Raw genomic sequence first — 23664 nt, 5'->3', positions numbered from 1 at the left:
GCCGGCTTCGCGGTCCGGGCCGGCTTCGCGGTCCGGGCCGGCTTCGCGGTCCGGGCCGGCTTCGCGGTCCGGGCCGGCTTCGCGGTCCGGGCCGGCTTCGCGGTCCGGGCCGGCCGTGGGCACCGGAGGGCTCAGTCGACCGGCGGCAGTTTTGTCGGGTTGCCGACCAGGTAGATCCCGGTGATCCGGCCCTCGGCCGCAGCGATGGTCAACGTGTACCGACTGCCGTCCGCGCGGGTGATCAACATGGCGGGTTCCCCGTTCAGTTCGACCGGACGCACGGTCACCGGGCGACGGCCGGGGCCGTAGATCCCGGCGTAGAACCGGGCGATCCGGTCCGCGCCGGTGACCGGGTTGCGGGCCGCCCGGACCCGACCGCCGCCGTCGTTCCAGGCCGTGGCGTCCGCCGCGACCAGGCCGGTGAGCGTCGCCAGGTCACCGTCGCGGGCGGCGGCGAGGAACGCGTCCAGCAACCGTTCCCGTTCGGCCCGGCTCGCGGTGAAGCGACGCTGCTCCTGATGGACCCGGGTGGTCGCCCGGTGGTGGAGTTGGCGGCAGTCCTCCGGGGTCCGCTCCAGGATCTCGGCGATCTCGGCGTACGGCAGGTCGAAGGCGGTGTGCAGGACGTACACCGCCCGCTCCGGCGGGGTGAGCCGCTCCAGGACGTGCAACAACGCGGTGGAGAGCGAGTCGCGCAACTCCGCGCGGTCCAACGGTCCGAACGGCGAGGGCGCGGTCGGCACCGGCTCGGGCAGCCACGTGCCGACGTACGTCTCGCGGGCCGCCTGCCGGGCCCGCAACCGGTCCAGGGCCAGCCGGGTGACCACCCGGGACAGGTATCGGCGGGGTTCCTCGACCGCCGACCGGTCCACGCCGTGCCAGCGCAGGTACGCCTCCTGGAGCACGTCCTCCGCGTCGTGTCGGCTGCCGAGCAGCCGGTACGCGAGCCCGAGCAGCATCGGCCGGTGCGCCTGGAGCGCACCGGCCGGGTCTGTCGCCGCAGTGGTCACGCGTGGGCCGGAGGCTCCAACCGCATGGTCACTCCGATCCGATTCCACACGTTGATTGTGGCAATCGCGACGACGAGGTCGGCCAGTTCCTTCTCCGACCAGACTTTCGCGGCGGCGTCCCACACCTCGTCCGGTACGCCGTGCTCACCGAGCCGGGTGACCGCGTCGGTGAGGTCCAGCGCGGCCCGCTCCCGCTCGTCGAAGAACGGCGACTCCCGCCAGGTGGCCACCGCGAACAGCCGCCGGCTCGACTCACCCTTGGCGAGCGCGTCCTGGCTGTGCATGTCGACGCAGTAGGCGCATCCGTTGATCATCGATGCTCGCAGTTTCACCAGCTCGAGAACTGTCTGGTCGACGTTCGACTGGACGTACTTCTCCAGCCCCATGACCGCCTGGTACGCCTTCGGCGCCACCGCGCCGGGATTCATCCGCTGCATGACTACCTCCCCTGATCGGTTGGACACCGACACGACGGATGGGAGAGGGCGCACCGTGACAGCCGAACCTGTGACCCCAGTCATGCCACCCAAACAACCCCACCCCACCCCACCCCACCCCCGTCGATCATGGAGTTATAGCCACGACACGCCGTGGCGGGTGGCAATAACCTCATGATCAACGGGGTCGGGTCGGCGGCGGCGGCGGCGGCGGGGGTGGGTCGGGGTGGGGTGGATTGGTCGGCGGCGGGGTGGTGGGCCGGTCTTGTATCGTTGGCTTCGTATGGCGATGACCCGGCTATCACCGGTGAGCCTCCGGAAGAACGGCCGGGTCACCGGCCCAGTAGAACCGGACGGGTACGGCCCGTCACAGCCGGTCAATGAGCGGGCGGTCGATCGTGACCGCCAAGCGGGGTGGTACCGCGGATCACCCGGGAGCGCCGTCGAGGCGTACCCCTGGGCCGGTTCGTCCTCGCAGACCCACGTTGAGTGAGCTGCATGAGGAGAGCGACAGGCGATGGCCTATCCGTTGCACGACCCGACCGCCGCCGGAGTTCCGGCGAGCCCGGACCTGCCCGCGGTCGAGCGCCGGGTGCTGGAGCACTGGACGGCCGACAAGACCTTCGAGGCGTCCGTCGAGGCCCGCCCGGCCGGCGACGACGGCAAGAACGAGTACGTCTTCTACGACGGCCCGCCGTTCGCCAACGGTCTGCCGCACTACGGCCACCTGTTCACCGGGTACGTCAAGGACGTGGTGCCGCGCTACCAGACCATGCGCGGCCGGCACGTGGAGCGGCGCTTCGGCTGGGACTGCCACGGCCTGCCCGCCGAGGTGGTGGCCGAGAAGCAGCTCGGCATCACCAGCAAGGCGGAGATCATCGACCTGGGCGTGGCCCGGTTCAACGAGGCCTGCCGCACCTCGGTGCTGGAGTTCACCCAGGACTGGGAGCGGTACATCAACCGGCAGGCCCGCTGGGTCGACTTCACGAACGACTACAAGACCCTCGACCTGGACTACATGGAAAGCGTCATGTGGGCCTTCAAGACCCTGCACGACAAGGGTCTGATCTACGAGGGCTTCCGGGTGCTGGCGTACTGCTGGCGCTGCGAGACGCCGCTGTCGAACACCGAGACCCGGATGGACGACGTCTACCGGGACCGGCACGACCCCACGCTGTCGGTGTGGTTCGGGCTGACCGCCGACGAGTCCGCGCCGGAGCTGCTGCGCGGGCCGGTCAAGCTGGGCGTCTGGACGACCACGCCGTGGACCCTGCCGTCGAACCTGGCGCTCGCCGTCGGCCCGGACATCGAGTACGCGGTACTGGAACGCGACGGGGAGCGGTACGTGGTCGGCGCGGCGCGGCTGGCCGCGTACGCCAAGGAGTTGGACGGGTTCGAGCAGGTCGGCACGGTGTACGGCCGGGACCTGGTCGGACGCCGCTACACGCCGCTGTTCGACTTCCTCGTCGAGCAGGCCGGCGACAACGCGTACCAGGTGCTCGGCGCGGAGTTCGTCACCACCGAGGACGGCACCGGGATCGTGCACCTCGCCCCCGCCTTCGGTGAGGACGACCAGAACGTCTGCAACGCCGCCGGCATCCCCACCATCGTCACCGTCGACGACCACACCCGGTTCACGGCGCTGGTCCCGCCGTACCAGGGTGAGCAGGTCTTCGACGTCAACAAGCCGGTGATCCGGGAGCTGAAGGAGCGGGGGGTGGTGCTCCGGCAGGACACCTACACCCACTCGTACCCGCACTGCTGGCGCTGCGACACCCCGCTGGTCTACAAGGCGGTGTCCTCGTGGTTCGTGGCGGTGACGCAGTTCCGGGACCGGATGGTCGAGCTGAACCAGGAGATCAACTGGACGCCCGGGCACATCAAGGACGGCTCGTTCGGCAAGTGGCTGGCCAACGCCCGGGACTGGTCGATCAGCCGGAACCGGTTCTGGGGATCGCCGATCCCGGCGTGGAAGTCCGACGACCCGAACTACCCGCGCCTGGACGTCTACGGTTCGCTGGCCGACATCGAGCGGGACTTCGGCGTACGCCTGACCGACCTGCACCGGCCGGCGGTGGACGACCTGGTCCGCCCCAACCCGGACGACCCGACGGGCCAGTCGATGATGCGCCGGGTGCCGGAGGTGCTGGACTGCTGGTTCGAGTCCGGGTCGATGCCGTTCGCCCAGGTGCACTACCCGTTCGAGAACGCGGACTGGTTCGAGCACCACTACCCGGGTGACTTCATCGTCGAGTACATCGGGCAGACCCGCGGCTGGTTCTACACGATGCACGTGCTGGCCACCGCGCTGTTCGACCGGCCGGCGTTCCGCAACTGCCTGAGCCACGGCATCCTGCTCGGCTCGGACGGGCGCAAGATGTCCAAGAGCCTGCGCAACTACCCGGACGTCTACCACGTCTTCGACGCGTACGGCTCGGACGCGATGCGGTGGATGCTGATGTCCTCGCCGGTGTTGCGCGGTGGCGACATGGCGGTCACCGAGGCGGGCATCCGCGACGCCGTCCGGCAGGTGCTGCTGCCGCTGTGGAACGTCTGGTACTTCTTCACGCTCTACGCCAACGCCGACGGATACCGGGCCAAGCGGAAGACCGACGCCGAGCCGACCGGCGGCGGGGACGCCGCGGGCGCCCTGCTCGACAGGTACGTGCTGGCGAAGACCAACGAGCTGGTGGCGACGGTCGGCGCGCAGATGGACGCGTACGACATCTCCGGCGCCTGCGCCACCGTCCGGTCCTACCTGGACGCGCTGACCAACTGGTACGTGCGCCGCTCCCGGGACCGGTTCTGGTCCGGTGACACAGACGCGTTCGACACGCTCTGGACGGTGCTGGAGACCCTCTGCCGGGTGGTGGCGCCGCTCGCGCCGTTGACCGCGGAGGAGATCTGGCGTGGCCTGACCGGGGAGCGGTCGGTGCACCTGACCGACTGGCCGGAGGCGACCGACTTCCCGGCCGACCACGACCTGGTCGCCGCGATGGACGCCACCCGGGCGGTCGCCTCGGCGGCGTTGTCGCTGCGCAAGGCCAAGGGCCTGCGGGTACGGCTGCCGCTGTCCAAGCTGACCGTGGCCTCCCCGGCGGCGGAGCAGTTGCGTCCGTTCGCCGACCTGGTCACCGACGAGGTCAACGTGAAGGCCGTCGAGTTCAGCGCGGAGCTGTCCGCGTACTGCGAGCAGGTGTTGACGGTGGTGCCCCGGGCGCTCGGTCCGCGGGTCGGCAAGCAGGTGCAGCAGGTGATCAAGGCGGTCAAGGCGGGCGACTGGGAGCTGGTCGACGGCGCCCCGGTGGCCGCCGGCGTCACCCTCGCCGAGGGTGAGTACGAGCTGCGGCTGGTCGCCGCGGACGCGGAGAACTCCGCGCCGCTGCCCGGCGGTGAGGGTGTGGTGGTGCTGGACACCGAGGTCACCCCGGAGTTGGCCGCCGAGGGGCTGGCCCGCGACGTGGTGCGGGTGGTGCAGCAGGCTCGCCGGGACGCCGACCTGGATGTGTCGGACCGGATCGTGGTGTCGGTGTCGGCCTCCGAGCAGGTGCGCGCGGCGGTGGCCGGGTACCTGGACTTCGTGTCCGGGGAGGTGCTGGCCGACTCGGTGGACTTCGCCGAGGGCATCGACGGCTTCGCGGGTGAGGTCGGCGAGGGCGACCGGGTGACGGTCTCCGTCCGCCGGGTCTAGCGACGATCGTCGGGTAGCGGGCGTCGCGCCACCTCCGTCCGAGGGGTGTGCGGGCGTCCGCTACCGTGACACCGCCTGTTCGCACCTGATCTGCCGGAGGACCAGTGCCCCTGCTCTACACCATCGGCAAGCTCGCCGTGGGGCCCACGCTGCGGTTGGCGTTCCGCCCGACCGTTGAGGGGCTGGAAAACGTGCCGAAGAGCGGCGGGGCGATCTTCGCCGGCAACCACCTGTCGGTGGCCGACGAGCTGTTCCTCGGCACGGTCGTGCCCCGGCACCTGGCGTTCTGGGCGAAGTCGGAGTATTTCAAGGGCGCCGGTGTGAAGGGCGCGATCTCCAAGTTCGTCCTCACCGGTCTGGGTGCCATCCCGGTGGAGCGGGGCGGCGGTCGAGCCGCGCTGTCCGCGTTCGACGCGGCGATCCCGGTGCTCAAGAACGGTGACCTGGTGGTGGTCTACCCGGAGGGCACCCGCTCGCCGGACGGCCGGCTCTACCGGGGGCGGACCGGCACGGTTCGGCTGGCGACCTCGACCGGCGTGCCGATCATCCCGGTCGGCATGATCGGCACGGACAAGGCGCAGCCGATCGGCGCCCGGGTGCCCCGGCCCGGCGCCGCCGAGATCATCATCCGGTTCGGCAAGCCGATCGATCTGACCGGGCGGCCGACCGACCGCACCTCGTTGCGGCAGATGACCGACGAGATGATGAGCGAGATCCAGAAGCTCACCGGTCAGGAGTACGTCCCCCGCTACGCCCCGCCACGCGCCCACCCGGACGCGACCCACGAGGCCTGACCCCCCACCGGTTGATCAGGAAGTTCACCGCCTTCGTGGGGCGGGAGACCTCCTGATCAACGCTGGGTGGGTCGCGTTCAGGCCTTGGGTTGGATGATCTGGGCTCGCAGGGTGTTCAACAGGGTGGCACTGTCGGCGACGGACAGCCGGGTGAACACTCCGGTGGCGATGCTGCCGTGATCGACAGAGGTGCAGACCACCACGTCACCGCCGTCGGACCGGCCGACCGCGCATCGCTCGTGCCGGCCCCGCACACCGGTGTCCACAATCTCGGGGGCGTCCAGCGCGTACCGCTCGCTGAGCCGGCTGATCTCGGCCTCCGCGTCCGACTCCGGACTCCACCGGAAACCCGTTCCGCCGAAGACCGTCACCTGCTTGCCGCCCGAGGTGGAGTAGACACCGGCGAAGGTGCCCTCGGCCAGCAGGTGCTCCCCGCGTACCTCGTTCTCCAACTGCCGGGCGGTCTCCGCGCTGCGGCCGTCCTGCCGCAGCTTCAGATCGTCGACCTGGGCGGGCAGCGCGGCCTGCGCCGGGTACTGGGCTGAGATCGGGAACCCGTAGTAGGCGGGGCAGCCGCAACAGCAGGCCAGGGTGAGCAGCAGCAGCCAGGGCCAGCGGCGACGACGGCGAACCGGCACCGGCACGTACGCCTGGGGAGCCTGCCAGCCCGGTGGCGCCGCGGGTGGCGCGGCCGGGCGCCTGCCCCGGCGCTGCTTCGGCACCGCGGGTGGCGGCGTCGGCGGCGACGTCGGCCGGGTCGGCATCCTGGGTCCGGTCGCCTGTGGTGGCCTCGGGGCGGCCGCCGGAGACACCGGGTGCGACCCGACCGGGGGAGCGGGCGGACCGGACCACTGGCGGGTCGCCGGCGGCGTCGGGTGCGGCATCGTCGGGGACATCGGCGGCAGCGGCGGCAGCTCGGCGGAGGGCAGGTCCCAGCCACCGGTGTCCACGCCGGCCCACGGGTCGACGGGAGTCTGGTGCTCCGGCGGCCCCACGGGCAGGGGCGGCGGGGTCGGCTCGGCCGACTCGCCCCAGACCGGTCGGCGCGGCAGTGGGGGCGGCACCGGAGCCGAGCCGCTCCACCTGGGCGGGGGAACCTCCGCGGTGGTGGCGGGCTCGGGTCGCTTCGAGGGTGCCGGCTGATCCGGCGCCTCGGACCGCGTCGGAGGTTCCGGCTGGTCTGACGGTTCCGGTTGGTCTGACGGTTCCGGCTGGTCCGACGGTACGGGTGGGGAGGCCGGCTGATCGGCGGCCGCCGGAACCCGGTCCGGCTCCGCGCCCGGGGTGCTCCCGTCGGCCGGCCGTGCTCCCGGCTGAGGCTCGGGCATCGCGGCAATCTCCTCTCGCGCCGGTCCGAGGTTAGTACCGCGTCGCCACCGCCGGGTGGGCGCGTACCCTTGGGCATCATGAGTGCCCCGTCCACGACGCCGCGCGCGGCCGCGACCAACTCTCGCGACGACTCCAGCTCGGCGGCTCCGACGCCGAGCCGTGACCTGGAGCCGTCCGTCTGGTCCCAGCTCGAGCCGCTGCTACCCCAGGTTTCCAAGCCCATCCAGTACGTCGGGGGCGAGTTGGGTGCGGTGACCAAGGACTGGGCCGCGGCGACCGTGCGCTGGGCGTTGATGTATCCCGACGCGTACGAGGTGGGCCTGCCCAACCAGGGCGTGCAGATCCTCTACGAGGTGCTCAACGAGCTGCCCGACACCCTCGCCGAGCGGACGTACGCGGTCTGGCCGGACCTGGAGACGCTGATGCGCACGCACGGCGTGCCGCAGTTCACCGTCGACGCGCACCGGGCGGTGCGTAACTTCGACGTGTTCGGCATCTCCTTCTCCACCGAGCTGGGCTACACGAACATGCTCACCGCGATCGACCTGGCCGGCATCCCGATGCTGGCCGCCGACCGCACCGACGCCGACCCGGTGATCGTGGCCGGTGGGCATGCGGCGTTCAACCCGGAGCCCATCGCCGACTTCATCGACGCCGCGGTGCTCGGCGACGGCGAGGAGGCGGTGCTGGAGATCACCGCGATCGTCCGGGAGTGGAAGGCCGAGGGTGCCCCGGGGGGCCGCGACGAGCTGCTGCTGCGGCTGGCGCGCACCGAGAGCGTCTACGTGCCGCGCTTCTACGACGTCGACTACCTCCCGGACGGGCGGATCCAGCGGGTCGTGCCGAACCGGGCGGACGTGCCGTTCCGGGTGCACAAGCGCACGACGATGGACCTGGACGCCTGGCCGTACCCGAAGAAGCCCCTCGTGCCGCTGGCCGAGACGGTGCACGAGCGGTACGCGGTGGAGATTTTCCGGGGTTGCACCCGGGGCTGCCGGTTCTGCCAGGCCGGCATGATCACCCGTCCGGTGCGGGAGCGGTCGATCACCACTGTCGCGCAGATGGTCCGCGACGGCCTGGAGTTCTCCGGCTTCAACGAGGTCGGCCTCTTGTCGCTCTCCTCGGCCGACCACTCCGAGATCGGCGACATGTGCTCGGGCCTCGCCGAGCAGTACGCGGGCACGAACGTGTCGCTATCGCTGCCCTCGACCCGGGTGGACGCCTTCAACATCGACCTCGCGCAGGAGCTGTCCCGCAACGGGCGGCGGACCGGCCTGACCTTCGCCCCGGAGGGCGGGTCGGAACGGATCCGCAAGGTCATCAACAAGATGGTGACGAAGGAAGACCTGATCCGCACCGTCGTCACCGCGTACACCAACGGCTGGCGGCAGGTGAAGCTCTACTTCATGTGCGGCCTGCCCACCGAGACCGACGAGGACGTCCTCGAGATCGCGGAGATGGCGCACGAGGTGATCCGGGCCGGCCGGGCCGCGACCGGTTCCAAGGACATCCGCTGCACGGTCTCCATCGGCGGGTTCGTGCCGAAGCCGCACACCCCGTTCCAGTGGGCCGCGATGGACCGTCCGGAGGTCATCGACCACCGGCTCAAGATCCTCAAGCAGGCCATCAACGCGGACCGCTCGCTGGGCCGGGCCATCGGCTACCGCTACCACGACGGCGAGCCGTCGCTGATCGAGGGACTGCTCTCCCGGGGCGACCGCCGGGTCGGCTCGGTGATCCGCAAGGTCTGGGAGAACGGCGGCCGGTTCGACGGGTGGAGTGAGCACTTCTCCTACCAGCGCTGGGTGGACGCGGCGGCCGAGACGCTGCCCGCGTTCGGGGTCGACCTCGACTGGTACACCACCCGGCAGCGCGAGGAGCTGGAGGTCCTGCCCTGGGACCACCTGGACTCGGGCCTGGACAAGGACTGGCTCTGGCAGGACTGGCAGGACTCGTTCAGCGAGTTCGAGCAGGACGACTGCCGGTGGACGCCCTGCTTCGACTGCGGTGTCTGCCCATCGATGGACACCGAGATCCAGATCGGCCCGACCGGTAAGAAGCTGCTGCCACTCACCCCGCTGGGCGGCAACGGAATGAAGGTCCCGGCCGCCGACCACCCGGCCTGACCCGCCCGCCGCGGGGCAGCACCCGGCGGCGGTGACCGATAGCCTCCACAGTCGACACAACACCCGCCGGGCCTCGTGCTCGGCGGGTGAGTGGCGTTGACGGGGGAAGGGCGCGATGTCCGGTTATCCATGGACACCGGCAATTTCCGGGCATCCTGCGATGAGGACAGACGGATGAGGATGAACGTCGGAAGCCTTCGGCCGGTGATCGCCTGCCTGCTGGCGGGCTTCCTGGTGGTCGGTGCCGCCCAGCCGGCGGTCGCCGCGCCCCGGCGGGCCGAGCAGTGGTATCTGGACGAGCTCCGGATCGACCAGGCGCACAAGATCTCGACCGGGCGGGGTGTGGTCGTGGCCGTGCTCGACAGTGGTGTCGAGGCCAGCCACCCGGACCTGCGCGGTCAGGTGCTCGCCGGTGGTCGCAGCTACGGCGCCTCCGGAGACGGTCGGGCTGACGAGGACGGGCACGGCACGCACATGGCCGGCATCATCGCGGCGAAGAGCGGCGGTCGCGACGGGGTGGACGGCGTCGCCCCCGGCGCGAAGATCCTGCCGATCAAGATGCGCAAGGGCAGCGGGTTCTACAGCGACGCGGCGATCGCCCTCGGCATCCGGATGGCCGTCGACGCCGGCGCCCAGGTGATCAACTTGTCCATCGGTGGGCCGGGCGTCGCCAGCCTGGAAGAGGAGAGCGCGGTCAGGTACGCGTTGGACCACGACGTCGTCGTGGTCTCCTCCGCCGGTAACACCGTCAGGGGCCACGTCGCCGTCGGAAAACCGGCCAACACCCCCGGTGTGATCGCGGTGACCGGGACGACCAGGGGCGGCAAGTTCTGGTCCGGCTCCGTCCAGGGGCCGGAGGCGGTGGTCGCCGCTCCGGGTGACGGCATCTACAACGCCACCACCGAGGGTGGCTACGGCTGGGGCGATGGGACCTCCGACTCCGGCGCCATCGTCTCCGGTCTGGCCGCGCTGATCCGGTCGAAGTATCCGGATCTCAACGCGCCGAGCGTGATCAACCGGATCATCCGGACCGCGCGGGACGCCGGCCCGGCCGGGCGAGATCCCCAGTTCGGCTTCGGGCTGATCGACCCGATTAAGGCTCTGACGGCGAACGTACCGCCGGTCACCACCAACCCGCTGCTCGGCCCGGCGGCGACAACCGACCCCGGCCCGGTCATCACCGAGGCCGCGAAGGAGTTCGACCTCTCCCAGCACGGCGATCGCGGAGGTCCCACCGACCAGCAGGTCATGGTCGTGGTCATCGGCATCGCCGTGGCGCTGGTGCTGCTGCTGGCGCTTGTGGTCTTCCTCATCTGGAACCGCCGGCGTTACCGGCGGGAGGCGGTCCGGGCCGCCGCCAACATCCCGGACGAGGTGCTGGACCAGATGATCTCCGGCGGCTACCCACCCCCGCCGTCCGGCTACGGCCCGCCGCCCGGCTACCCCCAGCCTCCCGGCTACGGCCCGCCTCCCGGGTATGCCGCGTCGCCCGGCTACCCTCCTCCGCCTCCCGGTTACGGCCCGCTCCCCGGGTATGCCCAGCCTCCTGGTTACGCCCAGCCTCCCGGTTACGGCCCGCCTGCCGGGTATGCCGCGTCGCCCGGCTACCCTCCGCCTCCCGGTCACGGCCCGCCCTCCGGGTACGCCCAGCCTCCGGGGCAGGCGCAGCCTCCCGGTTACGCGCAGCCTCCCGGGTATGCCCCGTCGCCCGGCTACCCCCCGCCTCCCGGTAACGGCTCGCCTCCCGCCCACCCCCCGGCTTCCGGCCAACCTTTTCCTCCCGGCTATCCCTCGCCTCCCGCCCACCCCTCGGCTTCCGGTCAACCTTTTCCTCCCGGCTATCCCTCGCCTCCCGCCCACCCCTCGGCTTCCGGCCAACCCTCGCCCCCTGGCCACCTTCCGCCTCCCGGGTACGGGCCTCCGGGCGGGGCTCCGCCCAGCGGGCCGCAGGAGCGGTAACCGGTTCTGATCGAGATGGCCGGCTGGTGACCTTCCGGGGCCGCCAGCCGGCCATCAGGCTTCGGGGGCGGGGTGGTAGCGACCCAACCGGCCGGTTTGTGCCGGCCGGTCCGGGCGATCCGGCCGCCCCGGCTGCGTACCGTCGGTGGCGCTGGGCCAGGATGGTCGGACACGCAGGTACACCCGAGGAGCCCACGATCGCCAAGAAGCCTCAACCCGAGGGCGGCCAGGCACCGGTCGTCCAGCGCGTCCGCATCCGGTACGCCAAGCGCGGGCCGCTGCGGTTCACCTCGCACCGCGACTTCGCCCGGGCGTTCGAGCGTGCGCTGCGCCGGGCCGCCGTGCCGGTCGCCTTCTCCCAGGGTTTCCACCCGCACCCGAAGATCTCCTATGCCAGCGCCGCGCCCACCGGGGTGGCGAGCGAGGCGGAGTACCTGGAGATCGCCCTTCAGGCCGAGGTCGATCCGGAGGCGCTGCGCGCCGCGTTGGACGCCGCGCTCTCGCCGGGGCTGGACGTCCTGGACGCCGTGATCGCCGAGGGGGGCAACCTCCCGGACCGGATCGAGGCGTCGCACTGGCACATCGAGTTGCCCGAGGTCGAGACCGAGGTGCTCCGCGCCGCGGTGGACGCCTTCCTCGCTGCGGACGAGGTGCTGGTGGAGCGGATGACCAAGCAGGGTCGACGCACCTTCGACGCCCGCGCCGCAGTGATATCGATCGATGTCCTCGCACCAACGCCGACGCCTTCCGGGGCGCCGGCCGTACCGTGTGCGATACTCGAACTGGTCGTACGGCAGGTCACCCCGTCCGTACGGCCCGATGACGTCCTTTCCGGCCTCCGCGTGGTGGCCGACCTGGAGCCGCCGGTCTCGCCGAGGGTGACCCGGCTGGCTCAGGGCACGTTGACCGCGCAGGGTGCGATCGTGGATCCGTTGGATGCGGATCGCGACGGGGCAACCATCGTTGGGCACTGACCGACGGTTGGTGTTCTGGCAGGCAGACTTCGGCGGTCGCGCACCACGCGCGCCCGGCGGAAACACTTTTGCGGCGACCCTGCGTGGCAGCGCTCACCCGCGCCCGGGGTAGCCAGAACTGGAGAACGTCCATGCTCGAGAACGAGCCCGAGGGCGGCGAACGGACCGGTTCACAGCCGGCCGGGGAGACCGCCGACCAGAGCACCACGGCCGACGGCGCCGCCGTCGCGACCCCCACCACGGCCGTCGGTTCGGCTTCGGTGGAGCCGGACGGCGCGCAGAGCGCCGAGCCCGCCGCGCCGGTACGACGCGCTCGGGCGACCCGGCGTCGCGCCGCCCCGCTGAGCCAGCCGGAGCAGACCGACGCTCCAGCCGAGGCGTCCACCAGCGAGGCCGCCAGTACCGAGTCGCCGCAGGCGGAGGTCTTCGCCCCGATCTCCGGCGACCAGGACGTCGCGCCCAAGACCCCCCGACGCCGTCGTAAGGCCACCCCGGTCGAGACGACCGCCGAGGAGCCGCTCGCCGCGTCCTCCGCGGAGGTGGCCCCGGCCGACGTGGTTCCGCCGGTCAAGGTGACCCGTACCCGGCGCAAGAAGGCCACCCCGGCAGCCGTCGAGGAGCCGCCCGCGGTCGAGGAGCCGCCCGTCGAGGAGCCGGTCGTCGAGGAACCGCCCGTCGAGGAACCGGTGGCCTCCGACCTGCGCGAGGCCGAGGCCGAGCTGAACGACGTCCCCAGTACGACCCCCGCCAAGTCGCCCTGGACCAGCGCCGGCGAGGTGTCACCTGGTGCCGCCGTCTCCGGTGGGACAGCTGAGCCGATTGAGCCGGCCGAGGTCGAGCCGGAGCAGCCGCGTACCCGTCGTCGGCGGGCGGCGCTCTCCGCGCCCACCGTGCTGTTCATGGCTCCCCAGCCGGACGCCGTGCCGGTGACCCGGCCGGTCGAGCCCGCTCCCGCCGCCGAGGAGCCGGCGGTGGAGGAGGCCGCGGAGCCGTCCCGCCGCCGTCGGCGTGGTCGCCGCGAGGTCGAGCCGGTGGAGCCGATCGAGGCCGTCGAGGCCGAGGAGGAGCCGACCGAGGAGGCCGACGAGGCCGCCGAGGCGGATGAGGACGACGAGGACAGCGCCGCCGCGCGCCGCCGCCGGCGGCGTGGTCGCCGGGGCCGGGGCCGGGGCAAGGGAGGGGCCGACGACGCCGAGGACGAGGAGTCCGAGGAGGCGGCGCACGCCGATGAGGAAGAGACCGCCGAGGTCGAGGCCGAGGGCGACGAGGACGAGGACAGCGATGGCGGGGACGGCCTGACCCGCCGTCGCCGGCGTCGTCGTCGCCGGGGCGCGGGCGACACGGAGGGTGCCGCCGACGACGGCGTACCGACCGTGGTGAAGATCCGCGAGCCGCGCCGGACCGTCGACGAGGTGCAGGGCGTGTCCGGTTCGACCCGGCTGGAGGCCAAGCGCCAGCGCCGCCGGGACGGCCGGGAGCAGCGGCGTACGCGACCACCGATTCTCAGCGAGTCGGAGTTCCTGGCACGCCGAGAGGCGGTCGACCGGGTGATGGCGGTCCGCCAGCGCGGTGACCGTACGCAGATCGCCGTTCTGGAGGACGGGGTGCTCGTCGAGCACTACGTCACCCGCAACTCCTCCGGCACGATGGCCGGCAACGTGTACCTGGGCAAGGTGCAGAACGTGCTGCCGAGCATGGAGGCGGCGTTCGTCGACGTCGGCCGGGGTCGCAACGCGGTCCTGTACGCCGGCGAGGTCAACTGGGACACCTCCGGTCTGGAAGGGCGGGCCCGCTCGATCGAGCAGGCGCTGCGCTCCGGCGACTCGGTGCTGGTCCAGGTCACCAAGGACCCGATCGGGCACAAGGGCGCTCGGCTGACCAGCCACATCGCGCTCTCCGGCCGGCACCTGGTCTACGTGCCCAACGGCAACGCGTCCGGGATCAGCCGCAAGCTGCCGGACAACGAGCGCAAGCGGCTGCGCGACGTGCTCAAGAAGCTGGTCCCGGACGGCGCGGGCGTGATCGTCCGCACTGCCGCGGAGGGCGCCAGCGAGGACGAGCTGGCCCGCGACGTCAAGCGGCTCCAGGCGCAGTGGGAGGACATCCAGGCCAAGGCCGCCGAGGGTGGCGCTCCGGCGCTGCTCTACGGGGAGCCGGACCTGGTCATCCGGGTGGTCCGGGACCTGTTCAACGAGGACTTCCGCGAGCTGGTCATCGAGGGCGAGCAGTCGTACGACATCGTCGAGTCGTACCTGTCGCACGTCTCTCCGGACCTGGTGGACCGGGTGCGCCGGCACGTCGGCACGAGCGACGTCTTCGCCGAGTACCGGATCGACGAGCAGATCATCAAGGGCCTGGACCGCAAGGTCTTCCTGCCCTCCGGCGGCTCGCTGGTGATCGACCGCACCGAGGCGATGACGGTGGTGGACGTCAACACCGGTAAGTACACCGGCTCCGGGGGCAACCTGGAGGAGACCGTCACCCGTAACAACCTGGAGGCGGCGGAGGAGATCGTCCGCCAGCTCCGGCTGCGGGACATCGGCGGCATCGTGGTGATCGACTTCATCGACATGGTGCTGGAGTCGAACCGTGAGCTGGTGCTGCGCCGACTCACCGAGTGCCTGGGTCGGGACCGCACCAAGCACCAGGTCACCGAGATCACCTCACTCGGCCTGGTGCAGATGACCCGTAAGCGGATCGGCGCGGGCCTGCTGGAGGCGTTCAGCGAGACCTGTGAGTGCTGCAAGGGTCGGGGCGTCATCATGCACACCGAGCCGGTGCCGGAGAAGGCGCGCGTCGCCGGTGCGGGGGAGAAGGTCAAGGCGGTCGCCTCCTCGGTGGCTGCCGCCCCGGCCGTCGAGCAGGGCACCGCGTCGTCCCGTCGCCGGGCGCGCAAGAACGCACCGGCCGAGCGGGCCGTGGTCGAGGTCGTCGACACCGAGACCAGCGCCGAGCCGGACGTGGACTACCAGGACACCATGGGCTACGACCTGTCCCGCTACGAGTCGGACACGGCCGCCGCGCCGGCGATCTCCGACGCTCAGCAGGGGGAGTCGGCTCGGCTGGCCGCGGCGGACGACCCGGACGCGCTCGCCGACGGTGAGGGCGACGAGGACAGCACCGAGGGTGGTGCCGGCCGCCGCCGTTCACGCCGGGGTGGCGCGCGCCGGCGGACGCGCCCCTGACCGCCTGACCGGCCAAGTGTTTGGCGAGGTCCCTTCTCCGGCAAAGTGACGGGGGAGGGACCTCGCCGTTGTGCCACTCCGGCCCAGGATCGACAGTCCCTGGTCAGGAGAAGAAGATGCGTCGTCTGCTCGCCGTCATCGCGCTTGTCACAGTGATCTTCGACGTGTCCGGCTGTTCCGCCGACCGGCCGGAGGACGTGGGGTCCCGTCCGTCCGGCGTGACCACCGGTGACACCGCCTCCGGGCCGAGCGGCATTCCGGCCAGTGGTGCCGCGGCGGGCGGCGCCACGCAGGTCTGTGTCGCCGCCCAGCAGGCCAGCACCACCGCCGTCCGTACGTATGTGGCTGAGCTGGGCCAGATGGTCGCGGCGGTGGGCGCCGGGGACACCGGCACGGCCGAGGCTGCCCGCGTACGGGCCGAAGGGGCGTTGGCCGGCTGGCGGAGCGAGCTGCGGAAACAGGCGGAGCGGGCCACCGATCCGCAGCTCAAGACCCTGCTCACCGATCTCGGCACCGAGGTCGCCGCGCTCGGCGCCGACGTCGAGTCCATCGACGAGACCGAACTCGACAGGCTTCAGCAACGCCTCGACGAGCTCTGCGCGCGCTGAGCAGGGCCTGTTTCATCAGGGCGGCCAGTCCTGATCAAACAGGCCCTACGGCAGGCCGGTTTGGGGTGCGGGCCGGCAATGGCGTACTCTTGCCTGCGGCCCACCTTTGGTGTGCCGAGTTCCCGTGTGCCCGCGCCGCCGTGCACTGCTACCCGGCGAGCCGCCGCGGGGACGACCGCCAGCAGCCTCAACGACAGGGAGTCCGCCTCCGATGTACGCGATCGTCAAGACCGGCGGCAAGCAGTACAAGGTCGCCGAGGGCGACGTGATCGAGGTCGAGAAGCTCACCGGTGCCCCCGGTGACGCGGTGAAGCTCACCGCGGTGCTCCTCGTCGACGGTGACGACCTGGTGACCGACGCGGCGAAGCTTGCCGAGGTCGCGGTGTCCGGCGAAATCGCCGCGCACACCAAGGGCCCGAAGATCCGGATCCACAAGTTCAAGAACAAGACCGGCTACCACAAGCGCCAGGGTCACCGCCAGCCGTTGACCCAGGTCAAGGTGACCGGCATCTCCAGCGGGAAGTAGGTCGTCCTCCAATGGCTCACAAAAAGGGTGCGTCCAGCTCGCGTAACGGTCGTGACTCCGCGGCCCAGCGACTCGGCGTGAAGCGCTTCGGTGGTCAGGTTGTCAGCGCCGGTGAGATCATCATCCGGCAGCGTGGCACCAAGTTCCACCCCGGTGACCTGGTCGGCCGTGGCGGCGACGACACGCTGTTCGCGCTGTCGGCCGGTGCGGTCCTGTTTGGCACCAAGCGCGGTCGTAAGACCGTCAGCATCGTTCCGCAGCAGTAGTTCTCCGGCTAAGCGGGCCGCGGACCTCCGGGTCCCGGCCCGCTTAGCTTTTTTCGAAGTGCGGGGTCGGACCTCGCTGGAAGGATTGACGCCGTGGCGACGTTCGTTGACCGGGTCGTTCTGCACCTGCAGGCCGGCGATGGCGGGCACGGCTGTGTCTCGATCCACCGCGAGAAGTTCAAGCCCTTCGGTGGGCCGGACGGCGGTAACGGCGGGCACGGCGGCAGCGTGTCCCTGGTCGTCGACCCGCAGGTCACCACCCTGCTCGACTTCCACTTCCACCCGCACGTCAAGGCCGACAACGGCAAGGGCGGCGCCGGGTCGAACCGGGACGGCGCCAACGGCCGCACCCTGCTGCTGAAGGTGCCCAACGGCACGGTGGTGCAGACCACCGACGGCACCGTGCTGGCCGACATGGTCGGCGCCGGCACCACCTTCGAGGTGGCTCGGGGCGGCCGCGGCGGGCGGGGCAACGCGTCGCTGGCCAACGCCAAGCGCAAGGCGCCCGGCTTCGCCGAGCTGGGCGAGCCCGGTGACCAGTTGGACGTCGTGCTGGAGCTGAAGAGCGTCGCCGACGTGGGCCTGGTGGGCTTCCCGTCGGCCGGCAAGTCGTCGCTGATCTCGGTGATCTCCGCCGCGAAGCCGAAGATCGCCGACTACCCGTTCACCACCCTCGTGCCCAACCTCGGCGTGGTCCGGATGGACAACCACACCTTCACCGTCGCCGACGTGCCCGGTCTGATCCCCGGCGCGGCCAGCGGCAAGGGGCTGGGCCTGGAGTTCCTGCGGCACATCGAGCGCTGCGCCGTGCTGGTGCACGTCATCGACTCGGCGACCCTGGAGCCCGGCCGTGACCCGGTCGCCGACATCGACGCCATCGAGGCCGAGCTGAGCCAGTACGGCGGGCTGAGCGACCGCCCACGGATGGTCGCCGTGAACAAGGTCGACGTGCCGGACGGCCGGGACCTCGCCGAGATCGTGCGCCCCGACCTGGAGGAGCGCGGCTACCGGGTGTTCGAGGTCTCCGCGGCCACCCGGGAGGGGCTCAAGGAGCTCACCTACGCGATGGCCGATCTGGTCGAGGCGCAGCGTAAGGCCGCGCCGCCCGCCGAGCCGACCCGGATCGTGATCCGGCCGATCGCGGTGGACGACGACGGCTTCACCATCACCGCCGAGGCCGACGGCTCGTTCACCGTTCGCGGTGTCCGGCCGGAGCGCTGGGTCAAGCAGACCAACTTCGACAACGACGAGGCGGTCGGCTACCTCGCTGACCGGCTCGCCCGGCTCGGGGTGGAGGACAAGCTGGCCAAGGCCGGCGCGGCGCCCGGTGATCTGGTCCGGATCGGCGAGCGCGAGTTCGACTGGAAGCCGACGCTCTACGCCGGCGTGGACTTCGTACCCGGCAACCGGGGCACCGACGTCCGGCTGGAGGAGAAGTCGAACCGGCTCTCCGCGGCGGACCGGCTCGCCGCCCGCAAGGCCCGCCGGGTGCGATCGGACGAGGTGGGCGCGGACTCGTCCGACGATCTCGACGACGACGACGACGAGTACGAGGACGACGCCGAGTAGTCCGTTGCGCTCTGTGATCGGGTTGATTTCCGGAAACCTTCGCGAAATCCACCCGTCCTAGCGTGGGGTGATGCTGATCGAGTCTCGGCCCGTCATCGATCCGGAGATCGCTGCCCTGCTCATCGCGCAGCAGCATGAGCTGCGTACGGCTGATGGTGGGTTGGACGGGCAGGTCTTCGTCCCCCACGACGACGTGCGCTACCTGGCGGCGGTGGTGCGCGGTCGGGCGGTCGCCTGTGGCGGGCTCCAGTCGATCGATGCCGGCACCGGCGAGATCAAGCGAATGTACGTCCGGCCCGCCTACCGAGGTCGGGGCATCGCCCGTCAACTGCTTGCCGCACTGGAGGAGTGTGCGTTCCGGCAGGGGCAGTCGGTGGTCTGCCTGGAGACGGGCACCTACCTGCCGGCCGCGATCGCGCTGTACACCTCGTCCGGCTATGACCAGATCCCGGTCTACGGCGAGTACGTGGGCAACCCGTACAGCATCTGTTTCGCGAAGCGGCTGCCGGTCGCGGCCTGACGCTTACGCGCCCGTGCTGGCGTGCGCGACGGTCACCGGCTTCGACTCGGGTGAGGCGTGCTGACGCAGGACGATGCTCAGCAGGATCAGCGCTCCGACGGCGAGGAACTCGCTCTGCCAGTTCTGCATGGACTGGAACCAGAAGTCGCTGGTGCCGAGGAACTCCCACACGCCGATCGGCGGTGCGCCGCTCTGGAGCGCCTGCTCCTGGTTGTACGCGGCGGTGCCCCCGAACAGATGGCCGACGAACGAACCGGCGAAGATCAGCAGCAGCGCGAGGGCGAGGCTGTTGCGGTAGATCACCAGGGGCAGGCCGCCGACGCGCGCCGGCCAGGGTGACTGCGGCGTGGCCCGGCGCTCGTCGTCCTCCGGCCGGTCGGTCTGGTCCACCGGCTTCGACTCGGCCGAGCCCCGCTGCACCAGGTACGCGGTGAGCAGCACGTAGCCGCCCATCTGCAGGAACTCCGACTCCCAGTTCTCGAAGACGGCCTCGGCGAAGTGCCCGCTGCCCAGGTACGCCGGCCAGCTCAGTGGCGCGGCCCCGAACTCGGTCAGCTCCTCGTTGTGGGTCTGCCAGCCGAAGACGCTCTGCAACACCAGGAAGATCAGGAACGCGCCCAGCATGGCGATGGCCAGGGCGTTGTCGCGTAGCCAACGAGGCATGATCGCACCTCCTCCGCCTGTCGACATACCCCGGCGGGCGTGACCGGGAAACCCCAAAGTTCGAGGTCAGTGGTGGTCAGCGGGGTTGTCCAGGCGTCCGCCGGTGCCCGCCTGGTTCGACAGCAGCAGCCCGAGCGCGAGCATCCCGAAGCCGAGTGCGAGGTGCAGCCAGTTGTCGGCGTCGTTCACCGGCAGGATGTTCGCCCCGCTCTCCGGGTCGACGGCCTCGATGGCCAGGCCGTACAGCCAGAGCGCGAGATAACTCGCCCCGCCGGCGGCCAGGAACACCCGGGCGCCGGCGACGCTGCGCGCCAGCACCAGGCCCACCAGCCCGTAGAGCAGGTGCACCGCGTTGTGCAGGATCGACACCTGGAACAGCCCGAGCAGTCGCGCGTCCGAGTGGTGCCCGGCGAATCTCAGCTCGCCGTAGTCGGTCGTGACACCGGGAACGAAGCCGAGAACGCCGATCAGCAGGAAGACCCCGGCCACGACCAGCGCGGCCACCTGGACCCGGGGTCGGGGACCAGCCCGTCGGCCACCCCGCACGTCTCGTGCCATCGCTGCCCCCTCCGTGGCTCTGCCGGCCCTCGCGAACCGCACTGTCCGCAGCGGCGACATGACGCAGCCCGACGATCCTCCATTTTGAAGACCAACCGGTGGGCCGCGCAGAGAAATGCACGAAGAGGTATGGAAGCCAAAACGCAGGGTAGGTGAATGGTCAGCGGCGGCGGCAACGCGCCGCATCCCCCAGCACAACCGCGACGACTTTCTGAGCGGAAGGGAAATCATGTCTTACGATCTTTCACCTACGTCTTCCACGTACGGGCAGGAGTCGACGAACGGCGGTGGCGTTCGCGACCAGGTGCGCCAGGTCGGTTCCGAAGCCGCGCAGGCTGGCGGCGCGGTCGCGCAGACCGCGAAGGAGCAGGGCACCGAGGTCGGCCGCGAGGCGGCCCGCCAGGCTCGCAACCTGTACGGCGAGACTCGCACCCAACTCACCAGCCAGGCCGGTGAGCAGCAGCGTCGGGCCGCCGGTGGTCTGCGCTCGCTTGCCGACGAGATGCGTTCGATGGCCGAGCAGGGTGGTCAGGCCGGCCCGGTGACCGAGCTGGCCCGTCAGGCCGCCGACCGGGTGCACGGCGTCGCCGGCTGGCTGGAGCAGCGCGAGCCCGGCGACCTGATCACCGAGGTACGCGACTACGCCCGGCGCAATCCCGGCACCTTCCTGGTCGGCGCGGCCGTTCTCGGTGTGTTGGCCGGCCGGCTGACCCGAAGCGTCTCCGCCGCTGGCCACGACTCCGGCAACGGATCCTCGACCTACCGGGGCGCGGGGGCGTACGACCCGGAGCAGACCGCCGTCATCCCGACGCCGCCGCCGGCGCCCCGCGGGGTGCCGGACGCCGTCCCGCCGGGCGGCTACCTCGACCCGACCCCCGGCACGCGCACCGAGCCGACCTCCGGCGGCTACGCCGACCCGACGCCCGGCGGCTATGCCGACCCGAGTCGGGACGGTGCCCCGGAGTACTCCGGCACCGGGCAGCCGCTGCCGCCGGTACAGCAGACCGACCCGCTGCCGGGCGTTCCGTCCACCGGCACCCCCCGTCCGTGAGCCGCCGAGTCATCCGAAGGGAGGCGACGGCATGACCACGCCGACGCAGGGGTCCGGCCTGGGCTCCGGATACCAGCCCGACGCGGGTGCCCCGCACACCGCGGCGGAGGTGAAGGGCAGCTCCATCGGTGAGCTGATGCGCCAGGTGACGAGTGACCTGTCGACGCTGATGCGTCAGGAGGTCGAGCTGGCCAAGGCCGAGATCCGCCAGGAGGGCAGGAAGGCCGGCAAGGCCGCCGGGCTCTTCGGTGGGGCCGCCTTCGGCGGCTACATGGTGGCGCTCTTCGTGTCCATCGCCGTGTGGCAGTTCCTGGACAACGTCATGGACTCCGGCCTGGCCGCACTGATCGTGGCCGTCGTGTGGGCCGCGATCGGTGCCGTCCTCTACTCCATGGCGAAGAAGAACGCCCAGCACGTCCGCGGGCTCAAGCAGACAAACGACAGCGTGCAGCGGATCCCCGACGCGCTCAAGCCGCACCCGGAGGGAGTAACCCGATGAGCACCGATCCCGATCAGATCCGCCGGGAGATCGAAGCCACCCGTAACAGCCTCAGCTCCGATGTGGACGCGCTGGCGTACAAGGTCAGCCCCAGCCGCATCGTCGACGACCGCAAGCAGCGGGCCCGTTCCGCTCTGCAGAATGTGAGGGACAAGGTCATGGGAACCGCGTCTGACCTCGGCCACGGCACCGGCCAGGCGGCTCACTCGGTGGGCGACCGCGCCTCGTCGGCGGCGTCCAGCGTCAGCGACGCCGCGCACTCGGCGGCGACCACTGTCAGCGGTGCCGCACACAGCGCGCCGCGGGTGATCCGGCAGAAGTCCCAGGGCAACCCTCTCGCCGCCGGCCTGATCGCGTTCGGCGTCGGCTGGCTGGCCTCGTCGCTGATCCCGGCCTCCCGCCGCGAGCAGCAGGCCGCGACCCAGCTCAAGGATCGGGTCGGGGAGCACAGCGGTGCGGTGAAGGACAAGCTGGGGGAGGTGGCCAGCGAGCTCAAGGAGGAGCTGCGCGAGCCCGCCCAGCAGGCCGCCCAGTCGGTGCGGTCCACCGCCCAGGACGCCGTGCACGCCGTCAAGGACGACAGCAGGTCGGCCGCGCACGACGTCAAGGACCAGGCTCAGCAGGCCCGGCACCAGGTCAGCCCCTGACCTCACCGCCACACCACGCCGACAGCTCGCGGCCACCATCCCGGTGCCCGCGAGCTGTCGCGTCCCACCTCACCCGCCGATCTTCCGCTTCGGCTGATTTTTCTCCTACGGGCTGTCCTGCCCCGACCGGAAGCGCACGATCGCGCGGGACAGCGGGCGATGGGGGGCGGGATTGGCGGCTCGGCGGATCTGGGTGTCGCCGTAGCGGACGCCGCCGAGCAGGACCCGCTGGGCTACCGCCAGCCAACCGCACACCCCGCGCTCCACCAGCCAGAGCGGGGCAGCCAGGGCCGTGGTCGGCGGAAACACCCGGTCCCCGCCGGCACGCCGACGACCCGCCTCGGCCAGGGCGACCACCCCGGCCGCCGCGCCGAGCAGCAGCCTGGGCCGGCGCGCCGCGACCGCCGCGGCCAGCCCCGGCAGGACCGCGAGCGCGGTCAGCAGGCGAGCCGGCTGGGCCAGATCGTCGTACGCCTGACGGATCCGCTGACCGCGGAAGTGCGCGGCATCCGGCGGCAGTCGGCGGACGTACAGCCAGGCCGGCTTGGCCTCGACACCGCCGTACCCCCGGACGGTACGGATCAGCTCCAGGTTCTCGAAGAGCACGTTCGGGTCGTACCCGCCCATGCCGAGGAAGGTGCTGCGCCGCACCGCGAGGGTGCCCGGGTAGTCGTCCCCGAGCGCTCGGTTGAGCAACGTCCGGCCGGTGTCCCACCAGGCGTGCCAGGGCAGCGGGTCGAAGTAGTTCTGCGGTCGGACCAGGTCGACCCGGGCCAGCAGCCGGTGCACGGCGGTCAGCCCGGCCTGGTCGTACCGGACGTCGTCGTCGGCGATCACCACGTGCTCGTGGGCTGCCGCCCGCACCCCCGTGCGTACGCCGATCACCTTGCCGTTGAGCCCGCGCGCGGTGGCGTCGGGCGGCAGGTGCCGGACCAGCTCCCGCCAGGCGTCGGCGTGCCGCGCGAACACGTCCGGTGCGGATCCGTCGACCACGATCACCTCGACCCGGTCGGCCAGCCACCGCAGGTAACCCGTCAGCTCGGCCAGGCCGGTGTCGGCGTGCCAGCGCAGCGGCAGCACGTACGTCATCGGCAGGTGGACCGGCGTCGCGCCGGCACGGTCGTCTGCGACGCCCCACCCGCGGGCGGCGTCACCAGGTGGGCTGAACAAGGACATCGACGTCCCTCCTCGCCAGGACAGCTGGTACCGGTGGTCGACCAGCACCTGCCCGCATTCCCACCGATCGAGCGGA

General features: G+C 71.4%; 20 protein-coding genes. 14 read left to right on the top strand and 6 right to left on the bottom strand.

The window, feature by feature from the left end; all coding sequences use genetic code 11:
* Nucleotides 1-131 precede the first annotated feature (131 nt).
* Complete coding sequence (gene sigJ / locus AB0C25_RS33005) at nucleotides 132-1010, bottom strand: RNA polymerase sigma factor SigJ (RefSeq protein WP_357378531.1); 879 nt, start codon at nucleotides 1008-1010, stop codon at nucleotides 132-134.
* Nucleotides 1007-1447, bottom strand: a complete 441-nt coding sequence (locus AB0C25_RS33000; RefSeq protein ID WP_357244157.1) for a carboxymuconolactone decarboxylase family protein — start codon at nucleotides 1445-1447, stop codon at nucleotides 1007-1009. The genes sigJ and AB0C25_RS33000 overlap by 4 nt, the downstream gene beginning before the upstream one ends.
* 517 nt (nucleotides 1448-1964) lie before the next feature.
* On the opposite strand from AB0C25_RS33000, the gene ileS reads away from it, so the two are divergent.
* Both ileS and AB0C25_RS32990 read left to right on the top strand, forming a co-directional pair.
* Nucleotides 1965-5138, top strand: a complete 3174-nt coding sequence (ileS, locus tag AB0C25_RS32995; protein ID WP_357378529.1) for an isoleucine--tRNA ligase — start codon at nucleotides 1965-1967, stop codon at nucleotides 5136-5138.
* A gap of 104 nt (nucleotides 5139-5242) precedes the next feature.
* Complete coding sequence (locus AB0C25_RS32990) at nucleotides 5243-5932, top strand: lysophospholipid acyltransferase family protein (RefSeq protein ID WP_357378527.1); 690 nt, start codon at nucleotides 5243-5245, stop codon at nucleotides 5930-5932.
* Nucleotides 5933-6009: 77 nt separating this feature from the next.
* Here the strand turns inward: AB0C25_RS32990 and AB0C25_RS32985 are convergent, their stop codons facing one another.
* Nucleotides 6010-6996 (bottom strand): hypothetical protein, encoded by a 987-nt coding sequence (locus AB0C25_RS32985; RefSeq protein ID WP_357378525.1) that lies wholly within the window; start codon nucleotides 6994-6996, stop codon nucleotides 6010-6012.
* Between the two features lie 342 nt (nucleotides 6997-7338).
* Here AB0C25_RS32985 and AB0C25_RS32980 point away from each other — a divergent pair, with 342 nt between their 5' ends.
* From AB0C25_RS32980 to AB0C25_RS32940, 9 genes are all read left to right on the top strand, one after another.
* Entirely contained in the window at nucleotides 7339-9387 is a 2049-nt protein-coding gene (locus tag AB0C25_RS32980; RefSeq protein ID WP_357378523.1) for a TIGR03960 family B12-binding radical SAM protein, read from the top strand.
* 174 nt (nucleotides 9388-9561) lie between these two features.
* Nucleotides 9562-11346, top strand: coding sequence for a type VII secretion-associated serine protease mycosin (gene mycP / locus AB0C25_RS32975; RefSeq protein ID WP_357378521.1), 1785 nt, complete (start codon nucleotides 9562-9564; stop codon nucleotides 11344-11346).
* Nucleotides 11347-11507: 161 nt separating this feature from the next.
* Complete coding sequence (locus AB0C25_RS32970) at nucleotides 11508-12320, top strand: TIGR03936 family radical SAM-associated protein (protein ID WP_357244175.1); 813 nt, start codon at nucleotides 11508-11510, stop codon at nucleotides 12318-12320.
* A 131-nt stretch (nucleotides 12321-12451) separates the two neighbouring features.
* Nucleotides 12452-15505 (top strand): Rne/Rng family ribonuclease, encoded by a 3054-nt coding sequence (locus AB0C25_RS32965; protein WP_357378519.1) that lies wholly within the window; start codon nucleotides 12452-12454, stop codon nucleotides 15503-15505.
* A 116-nt stretch (nucleotides 15506-15621) separates the two neighbouring features.
* Complete coding sequence (locus tag AB0C25_RS32960; protein WP_357378517.1) at nucleotides 15622-16113, top strand: hypothetical protein; 492 nt, start codon at nucleotides 15622-15624, stop codon at nucleotides 16111-16113.
* A 211-nt stretch (nucleotides 16114-16324) separates the two neighbouring features.
* On the top strand, nucleotides 16325-16639 hold the full coding sequence (gene rplU, locus AB0C25_RS32955) for a 50S ribosomal protein L21 (RefSeq protein WP_007464063.1): 315 nt from the start codon (nucleotides 16325-16327) through the stop codon (nucleotides 16637-16639).
* Nucleotides 16640-16650: 11 nt separating this feature from the next.
* Nucleotides 16651-16905, top strand: a complete 255-nt coding sequence (gene rpmA, locus AB0C25_RS32950; RefSeq protein WP_007464062.1) for a 50S ribosomal protein L27 — start codon at nucleotides 16651-16653, stop codon at nucleotides 16903-16905.
* A gap of 93 nt (nucleotides 16906-16998) precedes the next feature.
* Complete coding sequence (obgE, locus tag AB0C25_RS32945; protein WP_357378515.1) at nucleotides 16999-18474, top strand: GTPase ObgE; 1476 nt, start codon at nucleotides 16999-17001, stop codon at nucleotides 18472-18474.
* Between the two features lie 70 nt (nucleotides 18475-18544).
* Entirely contained in the window at nucleotides 18545-18994 is a 450-nt protein-coding gene (locus AB0C25_RS32940) for a GNAT family N-acetyltransferase (protein ID WP_357378513.1), read from the top strand.
* Nucleotides 18995-18997: 3 nt separating this feature from the next.
* Here the strand turns inward: AB0C25_RS32940 and AB0C25_RS32935 are convergent, their stop codons facing one another.
* Both AB0C25_RS32935 and AB0C25_RS32930 read right to left on the bottom strand, forming a co-directional pair.
* Nucleotides 18998-19657 carry a DUF6766 family protein gene (locus AB0C25_RS32935; RefSeq protein WP_357378511.1) on the bottom strand — a complete coding sequence of 220 codons (660 nt, stop codon included), beginning with the start codon at nucleotides 19655-19657 and terminating at the stop codon, nucleotides 18998-19000.
* Between the two features lie 66 nt (nucleotides 19658-19723).
* Nucleotides 19724-20215 carry a DUF4383 domain-containing protein gene (locus AB0C25_RS32930; RefSeq protein WP_357378509.1) on the bottom strand — a complete coding sequence of 164 codons (492 nt, stop codon included), beginning with the start codon at nucleotides 20213-20215 and terminating at the stop codon, nucleotides 19724-19726.
* 229 nt (nucleotides 20216-20444) lie between these two features.
* Between AB0C25_RS32930 and AB0C25_RS32925 the strand changes: the two genes are divergently transcribed.
* From AB0C25_RS32925 to AB0C25_RS32915, 3 genes are read left to right on the top strand one after another with little or no spacing between them, the layout of a single operon-like run.
* Nucleotides 20445-21266, top strand: coding sequence for a hypothetical protein (locus AB0C25_RS32925; RefSeq protein ID WP_357378507.1), 822 nt, complete (start codon nucleotides 20445-20447; stop codon nucleotides 21264-21266).
* A 31-nt stretch (nucleotides 21267-21297) separates the two neighbouring features.
* A complete protein-coding gene (locus AB0C25_RS32920) occupies nucleotides 21298-21765 on the top strand; it encodes a phage holin family protein (RefSeq protein ID WP_357378505.1) in 468 nt (155 codons plus the stop codon).
* Complete coding sequence (locus AB0C25_RS32915) at nucleotides 21762-22412, top strand: DUF3618 domain-containing protein (protein WP_357378503.1); 651 nt, start codon at nucleotides 21762-21764, stop codon at nucleotides 22410-22412. Before AB0C25_RS32920 ends, AB0C25_RS32915 begins: the two co-directional genes overlap by 4 nt.
* 105 nt (nucleotides 22413-22517) lie before the next feature.
* Here AB0C25_RS32915 and AB0C25_RS32910 read toward each other — a convergent pair whose 3' ends face one another.
* Nucleotides 22518-23588, bottom strand: coding sequence for a glycosyltransferase (locus AB0C25_RS32910; protein ID WP_357378501.1), 1071 nt, complete (start codon nucleotides 23586-23588; stop codon nucleotides 22518-22520).
* Nucleotides 23589-23664 lie beyond the last annotated feature (76 nt).

The sequence above is a fragment of the Micromonospora sp. NPDC048839 genome, from assembly GCF_040649915.1.
Lineage (GTDB): Bacteria > Actinomycetota > Actinomycetes > Mycobacteriales > Micromonosporaceae > Micromonospora.
Note: the sequence above shows the minus strand (reverse complement) of the source record. Positions and strands in the feature narration are given on the sequence as shown.